This is a genomic window from Peptostreptococcus canis (genome assembly GCF_014229965.1).
In the GTDB taxonomy this organism is placed as follows: Bacteria; Bacillota; Clostridia; order Peptostreptococcales; family Peptostreptococcaceae; genus Peptostreptococcus; species Peptostreptococcus canis.
The window spans coordinates 21907-33899 of sequence record NZ_JABGBW010000012.1 but is presented as its reverse complement, the minus strand read 5'-3'; the positions used below and the strand labels follow the sequence as shown (position 1 = coordinate 33899).

Here is an 11993-nt window from a genome sequence, read left to right as displayed (position 1 = left end):
AGAGAAGGTGGTAGAACAGTAGCTTCTGGAGTTGTTGCGTCAATAATTGAATAATTATTTGATTGAATAAATATCAAGATTTAGAGAACTTAATTTTTTTAAGTTCTCTTTTTTTGTAAAATAATATATAAAATTATGAATAATAAAGTAAAAAAAAATATATGTGAATGATAAAAAAATGGATTAATTTTCATAAAAAAAGAATAAGATTGACAAAATAATTATAAAGAATAGTATTGATATAAAAAAATTAATTAATTTTAAAAGTCGAATATTGTATATCTATTTATATTTTTAATGTATATAAAAAATATGCATTATAACTAAAAATAACAGGTATTATATATAAAAAAATTCAAAAAAATATGAATATTCTGGATAAAAAAAAGACATATTTTAGTTAAAAAATAAACGATAAATAACTATATTAATATAAAAAAAATGCAATTATGATAGTAAAATTAGTGGATATATGCGGTTTTTGGTAAAAAATATCCACCTAAATATGCAAAAACATATTGATATATAAATATAAAGATAATATAATAATGATAAATAATAGACATTCTATTACTAGTAGTTTTATTTTGATTAGGAGGTATAGTATGGCGAAGAATAATGTTAAAGTCGGAAAATCTAAAGATTATTTGGTTAATGACCTTGCCACTTTTGAAAGAAAATTAGAAGAAGTGAAAAAGGCTCAAAGAGAATTTGCAAAATTTTCTCAGGAAAAAATTGATGAAATTTTCTTAGCTGCAGCTGTTGCTGCTAATCATGAAAGAATTCCTTTGGCCAAACTGGCCAACGAAGAAACTGGAATGGGTATATTTGAAGACAAGGTTATAAAAAACAATTTTGCTGCAGAATATACTTATAATGCTTATAAACATACTAAGACATGTGGTGTGCTGGAAAGAGATGACGCTTTTGGATTAACTGTTGTGGCTGAACCGGTTGGTGTGATTGCTGCTGTAATTCCTACTACAAATCCGACATCAACTGCAATATTTAAAACGCTAATATCTCTTAAGACAAGAAATGGAATAATTATTTCGCCACATCCTAGGGCTAAGAATGCTACAATTGCTGCTGCAAAAGTTGTGTTGGATGCTGCGGTAAAGGCGGGAGCTCCAGAAGGGATTATTGCATGGGTTGATGAACCTTCCATTGATTTGACTGCATCTTTAATGAAAGAAGCAGATTTAATTTTAGCAACTGGAGGACCGGGAATGGTTAAGTCAGCATATTCATCAGGAAAACCTGCTGTTGGTGTTGGTGCAGGAAATGTTCCTGCCATCCTGGATGAAAGTGCGGATATTAAAATGGCTGTTAGTTCAATTATATTATCAAAATCTTTTGATAATGGTATGATTTGTTCATCTGAACAGTCTGTTATAGTTCCGAGTTCAATATATGATGAGGTAAAAAAGGAATTTGAGCTTAGAGGAGCATATATACTTAATAACGAAGAAATTGAAAAATTTAGAAAGATAATTTTGACTTCATCCGGCGGACTAAATTCAAATATTGTCGGACAGTCTCCTTATAAACTTGGTAAAATGGCAGGGGTAGATGTTCCTCAAAGTGCCAGAATTATAATAGGAGAAGTTGAGGAAACTGATTTTAGCGAACCATTTGCGCATGAAAAATTATCTCCAATTTTAGCAATGTATAAATACTCTTCATTTGAAGAAGGTGTGAATAAAGCTGAGCATTTAGTTGAACAAGGTGGTTTAGGTCATACTTCTGCTCTTTATGTAGACTTGACTAAGAGCAATAATAAAGAACAGAAGTTTATTGAGACTATGAAGACTTGTAGAATAATGATTAATACACCATCTTCTCAGGGGGCAATAGGTGATTTATATAACTTTAAGTTAGCTCCTTCATTAACTCTTGGATGTGGATCTTGGGGTGGAAATTCAGTATCAGAAAATGTTGGCGTTAAACATTTATTGAATATGAAGACAATCGCTGAAAGGAGAGAAAATATGCTGTGGTTTAGAGTTCCTGAAAAAGTGTATTTTAAAAAGGGATGCCTTCCTGTGGCAATGAGAGAATTTAAAGAAGAAATGGACAAAAAGAGAGCCTTTGTAGTTACTGATAATTTCTTATATAATAACGGTTATATAGATAAAATTACAGATGAACTTGATAGAATGGGAATAATGCACACTACATTTTATGACGTGGCTCCGGATCCTACACTGAAATGTGCTATGGAAGGTGCTAAAGCAATGGAAAGCTTTCAACCTGATCTTATAATTGCTCTTGGCGGTGGCTCAGCTATGGATGCTGCAAAGATTATGTGGGTTATGTATGAACATCCGGAAGCGGACTTTAGAGATATGGCGATGACATTTATGGATATAAGAAAGAGAGCATATAAATTCCCTAAAATGGGTGAAAAAGCATATTTCTGTGCAATTCCAACTTCTGCAGGTACGGGTTCTGAAGTCACTCCGTTTGCAGTTATTACAGATCAAGAGATAGGAGTAAAATATCCATTAGCTGATTATGAATTGCTTCCAAATATGGCTATTGTCGATGCTGATATGATGTTAGAAATGCCTCCAAGACTTACTGCATCTTCAGGTGTTGATGCTATGACACATGCATTGGAAGCGTATGCGGCTATGCTTAGAACAGAACCTGCTGATGGAATGGCTTTACAGGCCGGTAAAATTATATTTGAATATTTACCAAGGGCGTTTAAAAATGGTAAAGACGATCTTGAAGCTAGAGAAAAAATGGCAATTGCAGCAACTATGGCCGGTATGGCATTTGCAAATGCATTCCTGGGTGTATGCCATTCAATGGCACATAAACTTGGCGCTTTCCATCACGTTCAACATGGGGTTGCAAATGCATTGCTTATAGATCATGTAATAAGATATAATTGTTCTGAAGCACCTATCAAAATGGGTACTTTCCCACAATACAGATATCCCGATTGTGTTAAGAGATATGCTGAATTTGCAAGATTCTGTGGAGTTAAACAAGGTAAGGACGATAGGGAAACGGTTGATAATTTAATAAAAGCATTAGATAAATTAAAAGAAGATGTAGGTCTGCCAAAAACAATAAAAGAAGCTGGAGTAGATGAGAAAGCATTTTTGGATAATTTAGATGCGATGGCTTTACAAGCTTTTGATGATCAGTGTACTGGTGCAAATCCAAGATATCCATTGGTTGAAGAATTAAAACAGATGTATTTAAGTGCTTATTATGGGAAATAATAGCAAATAGATAAAAAATAAATAACAAAGTGAGTGAATGATTATTTGAAGCAGTGTCGATTATACAAAAGTTTCGTATTATTGACACTGCTTTTTTAAATAATTCTAATTGAAGATAATATCCGATTTGTAAGAATTATAAGGATATATTATATGGATATCGAAAAGCGAAAAAATAGATCAATATAAAAAGAGAAGGGTGTTATAAAATTATTTAAATAGAGAAAACATGTATAAATAATCGTATAATTTTGATTAATTTAGTTAAAATATAATCTATAAAATTAGAAAAACAAATATATTGATTTATTATAAAAATTAGAGATTATTTGTTAATATTTACAAAATTTTTAGAAAAATAAATTGATAATTATAAAAAATATAAAGTTATATATAAAAAAACAAATATAATAAAAGAGAAAAAGAAATAATGCTTTAAAATAATCTGAATAAATTTATTTGAATTATATACCGAGATGATTTTAGCTGGAAAATACTAAAAAAATATTAATTTGATTATTAAAAAAATACTTTTATTTCTGAATTTTAAGAAAAAATTAGTTTAATTTTAATAATATTCAGATATGAATTGTTTTAAAGTTTATTCTTTATATATGTTGTTAAAACTATGTAAAACATTATTATTTTAATTAATTTTTCAGAAAAAGTATATATTCTTTAAAAAAGAGTTTTTTTTATTACTTGAATAATATCTTTAAATAGTGTAAAATTATTAACAAGTAATATCTGAAAATTAAGAATTTTAGCGAAAGGAGGAAGTCGGATGGCGAAAGAGGCTTTATTAAAAATAGTTGAAGCCGAAGAACAGGCAGATTTTTTAGTAAAGAAGGCTAAAGAGGATGCTAAAAAAATGATAAATGCGGCGGATGCTAAATCGAAGGGCTATATAGAGGACATGATTATCAAAGCAAAGGCAGAATGTGAAAGGTTGAAATCTCAGGCAGAATATGAAATAAAAGAAGAGCTTGAGTATATCTCCTGTAATAGCGATGATAAATGTAAATCCATAGTGGAAATTCCTCAGGATAAATTCGATGAAGCTAAAAAAATACTGGTGGAGAGGATAGTGAAATAATATGGCTATAGTGAAGATGAAAAAATTCGATCTCCTGGTATTAGAATCATATCGAGAAAAACTTTTGAGAGAGCTTCAGATATTTAGAAATATTCAATTTGAGGATGTAAAGGATATTGAAGATTTTGAAGACAAATCACTTGAACGTTTTAAGAAACCGATAGTTGAAGAATATATTTCAAATCTTGATGAAAATATGAATAAATCTATTTATGCTATAGAACTGATTAGTAAATATGCACCGACTGTATCAGGATTAAAAAGTTTAAAGGAAGGTCTTCCGAATTATACTTTTGTCGAAATGGAGAAAAGGATTTCTGAGATAGATTTTGATAAAGAGTACGATATTATTAAAATTTTGGGGGATGAATTATCATCAGTAGAATTAAAAATATCTAAAAAGAAGGAGCAAATCAAAGAGTTAGAACCACTTTTGGAATTGGATGTTTCCATTAATGAAATAGATAAATTATCCAGGTTTAATTCAATATTGGGTGGTGTTTCCGGGAAAATTGTGGATAACTTTAATGGGGCTATGTCAGGTTTGGAATATACTTATTATGAAGAAATAGGTGTTTATAAAGATGAAGTATTCTTTTTTATAATTAGTGATAAAAGAGAAGAGGATGAATTGAACGAAGCCCTTAGAATTGGAAATTTTAATAAAATAAAGATAGATTCTGATAAGCTTCCAAGGGATAGTATAGAAGATATTAAAAATGATATACAAAAGCTTGAAAATGAAAAACAAAATATTATATCAAATATATCGGGAAATAAAGATAAGCTTGATGATTTTAAGCTGGTATATGATTATCTTGCTAACATTAGGGTGAGAGAACTCGCAAAAAGAGATTTTATGGCTACATCAAGCGTATGTATGCTAAGTGGATATTGTCCGGATTTTGATACCAAAAGAATGGAAGAGATAATATTTAATATTTGTGGCGAAGATTATAGTCTTGAGTTTAAAGACGTAGATAGAGATAGTGATGAAATACCTATATTGTTAAAGAACAATAAAATAGTAAGAGTTTTTGAAAATATTACATCTACTTATGCTTTGCCCAAGTATAATGAGGTGGATCCAACTCCTTTATATGCACCGATCTATGCGTTGTTTTTTGGGATGATGTCTGCAGATTTTGGATACGGTGCAGTATTGCTAATACTTACGACTCTGGGATTAAAATTATGTAATTTTACTCCGGATATGAAAAAAAATGTGAAATTTTTCCAGTTAATAGGAATTTCCACGACAATATGGGGATTCTTGTATGGATCGTATTTTGGTGCAAGTATACCGGGAATGTGGAGATTATTTGATTTGAGTACACAATTTATGACAATACTTATTATTTCCATAATTATGGGAGGGATACATCTTGCTTATGGTTTGGCAATTAAAGCATATATGCTGATTAGAGATAAACAGTATGTAGATATGTTTTTTGATGTAATAGCCTGGTATATAGTACTTGCGAGTATAATTGTACTATTGTTGTCAATAGCTGGAGTATTAAATCCTGAATTAAAAACAATAGCTAAATATGGAGCATGTCTTGGTATAGTGTTGTTGATAGTAGGAGGTGCAAGAGCTGTCAATGGTAATATAGGTGCTAAGATAGCTGCCGGTATATATAATGTGTACGGAATTTCAAATTATATAGGTGATTTTGTATCGTATTCACGTTTGATGGCACTTGGTATGGCAGGTGGATATATTGCATTTTCTGTAAATATGATAGCTGGAATGACTTGGGGACATACCATTATAGGATATGTAGCATCGATATTAATATTGGTAATTTTTCATGCATTTAACCTGTTCCTTTCATGTTTGGGGGCTTATGTTCATGCACTTAGATTAATATATGTTGAATTTTTTGGGAAATTTTACGAAGGTGGAGGAAAGGCATTTAAGTTTTTTAGAGGAAAGACCAGATATATTAATTTGGATAGACATCTGGAAGAGTAATTTTATTAAATATTGTTTAAATTATAAGATACACATATTATAAAAAATACATGTGAAATAAAAATTAACATAGAAAGAATAATATAAGATAGAAAGGATATAAACGAGGAGGTTTATTTATGAATTTCGCAACTTGGATAGTAGATAATGGTGGTGTGGTATTTGGTGCTTTAGGTATAGTCTCAGCCATGTTAGCAGGTATAGGTTCGGCTAAGGGGCTTTCAATAGTTGGTCAGTCTGCATCAGGACTTGTACCTGAAGAACCTCAAAAATTTGGTAAGACTTTAATACTTCAATTATTACCGGGTACACAGGGATTATATGGATTTGTTATTGCACTGCTTATTTTATTTAAACTTACAGGTGATATAGGATTATCAGAAGGTATGTATTTAGCGGCAGTTGGCATGCCAATAGGTTTCGTAGGTTGGGGTTCGGCTATAGCGCAGGGAAAAGTTGCGGCTAGTGGTGTTGGAATTCTTGCTAAAAATGAATCACAGACGACAAAGGGGATTATATATTCAGTAATGGTTGAAACTTATGCATTATTGGCATTTGTTATATCACTTTTATTATTCTTTAAATTCGGAGCTTTCTTTGCATAGGAATTAAAGAAATTTATTGAAAAGGAAGTGAATTGTATGGCAGATATTAGCAAGCTTACGGATAGGATACTGTCCGAAGCAAATGAATCAGCAGATTTGATAATAGCCCAGGCTGACGAAAAAGTCAAAAAAATAGAACAAAATTCAAGGGTTCAGGCTGAAGCAAAGTATAAAGCTATTGTCGAAAAAGGGAAGTTAGATGCCCAGAATTTAAAAGAAAGACTTAAGTCAAATGCAAATCTTAAAGCCAGGGATAATGAATTAAGGGTTAAGCAGGAAGTAATTCTGAGAGTATATGAATCTGCACTGGATGACTTAAAAAATATAGATTCAGAAAGTTATCTTGAATATATAAAAGAAAAAGCCGGTTTTGGTGATTCCGAGCTTATAGTTACTAAAGATAGAGTTGATCTGGTTAAAGAGAAGTTTCCTGAAGCCAATATATCAACGGAAAGATTTGTAGAAACGGGTTTTATTGAAATATGTGGCGGTGTAGAAAAAAATTATACTTTTGATGCGCAGCTTGATTATATAAAAGATGATTTACAAGGTGAAATTGCGAAAGTACTTTTCGGTAGGGGGTAGTTTATGGATAGATTGGATTACGCCCAAGGTGTAGTAATGGCAAGGGTTTACGAGAAGAGACTTCTCGACAAAGGAAAATTGGAAAAAATGATTGATGCGAAGGATGCCAATGAGGCCTTTAAAGTGCTTTTAGATTCGGAATATTCAAAGAGTGCTGAGGGTGTAGAGGGTGTTAACGATTATGAGATTTTGCTAAAAAATGAAACATCAAGAGTTTTTAAGTTGGGAAATGAAATGCTTCAGGATAAAAGAATTCTTGAAATTTTATCGCTGAAATATGATTACCATAATTTAAAAACAATGGTTAAAGCGAAGGTTTCCGGTAAGGATCTGAATCATTTATTTATATACTCCAGTGAAAATAATCCTGAGAAAATGAGGCTTCAATTTGAAAGTGGACAATTTACGGATACTAAAAGTGAATTTATAAAAGCACTTAAAATAGCCGAGGAAAAGTACAATGAAACTAATGATCCACAAATAATTGATATTATAATAGATAGATTTTATTATACTCATCTTAAAGAAATTGCAGAATCGCTGGGAATAGATTTATTTAATGATTATGTAAGTGCAAGTATAGATTTTTTTAATATCCTTTCTATGTTGAGGGCTATAAAGATGGGGAAAAATCAAAATTTTTTAAATGATATATTAGTTGAAGGTGGAGGAGTATCAATTTCGAAGTTGATATCTCTATCCAGGGAAGATTTTGATAGAATATCGGCAGCTCTCAGATCTGAAAAAATCGGAAGGATATTATCAGAATGTGTGGAAAGCTATAATGAAATAGGAAGTCTGGGTGTAATTGATAATATGAAAGATGTTTATTTAGGCAGACTCAATTCAGATTCTAGATTTATTTCTTTTGGTCCCGAACCTATATTTGCTTATCTTGTGGCAAAGGAAAAAGAAATTTCTATTGTAAGACTGATACTAGTTGGTAAATTGAATAATATCCCATCAACTAAATTACGAGAGAGGTTGGGTGATATTTGATGTATAAAATAGGTGCAGTTGGAGATAAAGACTCGATATTAGCATTTAAATCCATAGGCATAGAAGTTCATCCGGTGACTGATGAAAAAGAGGCAAGAACTACTGTTGATAGACTTGCAGAAGAAAATTATGGGTTGATATTTGTGACTGAACATGTAGCACAGAATATTGAGGATACTATTGAAAGATACAAAAAAAAGCTAATTCCCGCAATAATATTGATACCTTCTAATCAGGGTACGTTAGGAATGGGAATGGACGATATTAATAAAAATGTAGAAAAGGCAGTTGGTAGCAATATATTTGCCAATTCGGATAAATAAGGAGGAAGGACGAAGTTATGGCAGGAAAAATAGTCAAAGTATCTGGTCCGCTTGTTGTAGCCGAAGGTATGGAAGATGCTAATATTTACGATGTTGTAAAGGTATCCGATTCCAGGTTAATAGGTGAAATAATTGAAATGCGTGATGATAAAGCTTCAATACAGGTATATGAAGAAACAGCCGGTATAGGTCCGGGTGAGATTGTTGAGACTACGGGGGAACCTTTAAGTGTCGAACTGGGACCGGGTCTTATAGAAAATATGTTTGATGGTATTCAAAGGCCTTTAGAAAAATTTAGAGCGGTTGCAGGAGATTTTTTGGCAAAGGGAATAGAAGTACCATCGCTTGATAGGGAGAAAAAGTGGTTCTTTCATCCACAGGTGAAATTAGGAGATAGAGTGGAAGAAGGGGATGTACTTGGTTATGTGCAAGAGACTGAAGTGGTTAAGCATTTGATAATGGTTCCGTACAGAGTAGAAGGCGTGATTGAAAGTATAAAAGAGGGTGAGTTTACAGTTATTGAGGATATTGCTGTAATCAAAAATGATAAAGGCGAATCAAAAGGTATTCAAATGCTACAGAAATGGCCTGTCAGAGTAAATAGAAGAATAAAGAAAAAAATTGCTCCCAAAGTTCCTTTAATCACAGGACAGAGAGTAGTGGATACATTTTTTCCCGTAACTAAAGGAGGTACGGCGTGTGTACCAGGTCCTTTTGGTTCAGGAAAAACAGTGGTTCAGCACCAATTAGCTAAATGGGCAGATGCCCAAATAGTTATTTATGTAGGATGTGGAGAGCGTGGAAATGAAATGACAGATGTTCTTAATGAATTTCCGGAGTTAATTGATCCCCATACTGGCGAAACACTAATGAAGAGAACGGTACTTATAGCGAATACTTCAAATATGCCGGTTGCTGCTCGTGAAGCCAGTATATATACCGGTATCACTATAGCCGAGTATTTCAGAGATATGGGTTATTCAGTGGCAGTTATGGCGGACTCTACATCCAGATGGGCAGAGGCCCTGAGAGAAATGTCAGGACGTTTAGAAGAAATGCCCGGAGATGAAGGTTATCCTGCTTATTTATCTTCAAGAACAGCGGAATTTTATGAGAGAGCGGGTAAAGTAATTTGTAAAGGAAGTGACGGTAGAGAAGGCGCTCTTACTATAATAGGAGCGGTATCGCCTCCGGGTGGTGACATTTCAGAGCCGGTATCTCAGGCTACCTTAAGAATAGTAAAGGTATTCTGGGGACTTAATGCAAATCTTGCATATAGAAGGCATTTCCCGGCTATATCATGGCTAGATTCATATTCGCTATATCAAGCTGATGTAGATGAATGGATGGGAGAAAATGTGTCTTCCAGATTCCCTAGAAATAGAGTGGATGCAATGACGTTGCTACAAGAGGAATCCGCTTTACAGGAAATTGTAAGGCTTGTAGGCAAAGATACTCTTTCTGAAAAAGATCAACTTAAACTGGAAGTTGCAAAGTCTATAAGAGAGGATTATTTACAGCAAAATGCTTTCCAGGATGTAGATACTTTTACATCTTTAGAAAAGCAGGATAAGATGTTAGATCTTGTTCTTAAATATTACAGAGAATCTTTAAGGGCTTTAGAAAATAATGTATATTTGAGTGAACTTATTAACTTACCTGTAAGGGAGTCAATAGCAAGGGCTAAATATACCGAGGAAGCTAATATAGCAAGATTGGATGAAATATCAGATGAAATAACAACAGCAGTGGATGAATTGATAAATAAAGGAGGTGGACTAAATGATTAAGGAGTATAGAACTATAAGAGAAATAGTTGGTCCACTTTTGATGGTAGATGGAGTACAAGGTATAAAATATGAAGAACTCGTTGAAATAGAAATGCAAAATGGCGATATTCGTCGAGGCAGGGTTCTTGAAATAGAGGGAAATAAAGCCATGGTTCAGCTTTTTGAAGGCTCAGCAGGTATAAATATCAGAGATTCTAAGGTGAGATTTTTAGGGAAGCCCCTTACTCTTGGTGTATCAGAAGATATGATAGGGAGGGTATTTGATGGTATGGGTAACCCTAAAGATGGAGGACCGGAGTTGATTCCGGATGAGAAGTTGGATATAAATGGTGTTGCAATAAATCCGGTAGCCAGAGACTATCCATCCGAATTTATTCAGACAGGTGTATCTGCAATCGATGGATTGAATACTCTTGTTAGAGGTCAAAAATTACCTATATTTTCAGGTTCAGGTCTTCCCCATGCAAATTTGGCATCACAGATAGCCAGACAGGCAAGGGTTTTAGGAAAAGATGAAAAATTCGCGGTTGTATTTGCTGCTATAGGTATTACATTTGAAGAAGCACAGTTTTTTATTGATGATTTTAAAAAGACAGGAGCTATAGATAGGGCTGTACTATTTATGAATTTGGCTGACGATCCGGCGATTGAACGTATATCTACTCCGAGAATGGCATTAACTTGTGCCGAGTATTTGGCGTTTGAAAAAGGCATGCATGTACTTGTAATACTTACAGATCTTACAAATTATTGTGAAGCTCTTCGTGAAATATCTGCTGCCAGACGAGAAGTTCCGGGGCGAAGAGGATATCCGGGGTATCTGTATACCGACCTTTCTACACTATATGAAAGGGCAGGTAGAATTAGGGGTAAAGAGGGGTCAATAACTCAGGTTCCTATATTAACTATGCCTGAAGATGATATCACCCATCCGATACCGGATTTGACAGGATACATTACTGAAGGACAGATAATATTATCAAGAGAGTTGTATAAGAAAAATATGATGCCTCCTATAAATGTTCTTCCATCTCTATCAAGACTTAAGGATAAAGGGATTGGTGAGGGAAAGACAAGAGAAGATCATGCTGATACTATGAACCAGCTGTTTGCAGCATATGCAGCCGGTAAAGAGGCTAAAGAACTCCAGGTAATATTGGGGGAATCGGCTTTATCTGAAACAGACAAGGCATTTGCTAAATTTGCGGATCAATTCGAAAAAATATACGTATCTCAAGGATATGAAACAAATAGAACAATAGAAGAGACATTAGGTCTTGGTTGGGATTTATTAAAAATTCTTCCTAGAACAGAACTTAAAAGAATTAAGGATAAGTATATTAATAAGTATCTACCTCAAGATAGTCAGGAGGGTTAG

Annotated in this window: 9 protein-coding genes; all 9 read left to right on the top strand. The window is 33.2% G+C overall.

The genetic code is table 11. The features are described 5' to 3' along the window. Positions 1-605 precede the first annotated feature (605 nt). The 9 genes from adhE (at position 606) to HLB29_RS08765 (ending at position 11993) form a co-directional block, all read left to right on the top strand. The gene (gene adhE, locus HLB29_RS08805) at positions 606-3239 is read left to right on the top strand and encodes a bifunctional acetaldehyde-CoA/alcohol dehydrogenase (RefSeq protein WP_185624790.1); all 2634 of its coding nucleotides are present in this window, start codon (positions 606-608) and stop codon (positions 3237-3239) included. Between the two features lie 784 nt (positions 3240-4023). Next, positions 4024-4335 (top strand): hypothetical protein, encoded by a 312-nt coding sequence (locus HLB29_RS08800; protein WP_185624789.1) that lies wholly within the window; start codon positions 4024-4026, stop codon positions 4333-4335. A 1-nt stretch (position 4336) separates the two neighbouring features. Continuing rightward, positions 4337-6313 carry a V-type ATP synthase subunit I gene (locus tag HLB29_RS08795; protein ID WP_243155121.1) on the top strand — a complete coding sequence of 659 codons (1977 nt, stop codon included), beginning with the start codon at positions 4337-4339 and terminating at the stop codon, positions 6311-6313. A gap of 119 nt (positions 6314-6432) precedes the next feature. Beyond that, complete coding sequence (locus tag HLB29_RS08790; RefSeq protein ID WP_185624788.1) at positions 6433-6918, top strand: V-type ATP synthase subunit K; 486 nt, start codon at positions 6433-6435, stop codon at positions 6916-6918. A gap of 36 nt (positions 6919-6954) precedes the next feature. Continuing rightward, positions 6955-7503 carry a V-type ATP synthase subunit E gene (locus HLB29_RS08785; RefSeq protein ID WP_185624787.1) on the top strand — a complete coding sequence of 183 codons (549 nt, stop codon included), beginning with the start codon at positions 6955-6957 and terminating at the stop codon, positions 7501-7503. A 3-nt stretch (positions 7504-7506) separates the two neighbouring features. After that, complete coding sequence (locus HLB29_RS08780) at positions 7507-8502, top strand: V-type ATP synthase subunit C (protein WP_185624786.1); 996 nt, start codon at positions 7507-7509, stop codon at positions 8500-8502. Further along, positions 8502-8825, top strand: coding sequence for a V-type ATP synthase subunit F (locus HLB29_RS08775; protein ID WP_185624785.1), 324 nt, complete (start codon positions 8502-8504; stop codon positions 8823-8825). The genes HLB29_RS08780 and HLB29_RS08775 overlap by 1 nt, the downstream gene beginning before the upstream one ends. A 17-nt stretch (positions 8826-8842) precedes the next feature. Further along, positions 8843-10615 (top strand): V-type ATP synthase subunit A, encoded by a 1773-nt coding sequence (locus HLB29_RS08770; protein ID WP_185624784.1) that lies wholly within the window; start codon positions 8843-8845, stop codon positions 10613-10615. Continuing rightward, the gene (locus HLB29_RS08765; RefSeq protein WP_185624783.1) at positions 10608-11993 is read left to right on the top strand and encodes a V-type ATP synthase subunit B; all 1386 of its coding nucleotides are present in this window, start codon (positions 10608-10610) and stop codon (positions 11991-11993) included. Before HLB29_RS08770 ends, HLB29_RS08765 begins: the two co-directional genes overlap by 8 nt.

Excerpts from the sequence above, each read along its gene's own strand:
- HLB29_RS08765 (WP_185624783.1), top strand. The coding sequence starts at position 10,608 with ATGATTAAGGAGTATAGAACTATAAGAGAAATAGTTGGTCCACTTTTG.
- HLB29_RS08775 (WP_185624785.1), top strand. The coding sequence starts at position 8,502 with ATGTATAAAATAGGTGCAGTTGGAGATAAAGACTCGATATTAGCATTT.
- HLB29_RS08785 (WP_185624787.1), top strand. The coding sequence starts at position 6,955 with ATGGCAGATATTAGCAAGCTTACGGATAGGATACTGTCCGAAGCAAAT.
- adhE (WP_185624790.1), top strand. The coding sequence starts at position 606 with ATGGCGAAGAATAATGTTAAAGTCGGAAAATCTAAAGATTATTTGGTT.
- HLB29_RS08800 (WP_185624789.1), top strand. The coding sequence starts at position 4,024 with ATGGCGAAAGAGGCTTTATTAAAAATAGTTGAAGCCGAAGAACAGGCA.
- HLB29_RS08780 (WP_185624786.1), top strand. The coding sequence starts at position 7,507 with ATGGATAGATTGGATTACGCCCAAGGTGTAGTAATGGCAAGGGTTTAC.
- HLB29_RS08770 (WP_185624784.1), top strand. The coding sequence starts at position 8,843 with ATGGCAGGAAAAATAGTCAAAGTATCTGGTCCGCTTGTTGTAGCCGAA.
- HLB29_RS08795 (WP_243155121.1), top strand. The coding sequence starts at position 4,337 with ATGGCTATAGTGAAGATGAAAAAATTCGATCTCCTGGTATTAGAATCA.
- HLB29_RS08790 (WP_185624788.1), top strand. The coding sequence starts at position 6,433 with ATGAATTTCGCAACTTGGATAGTAGATAATGGTGGTGTGGTATTTGGT.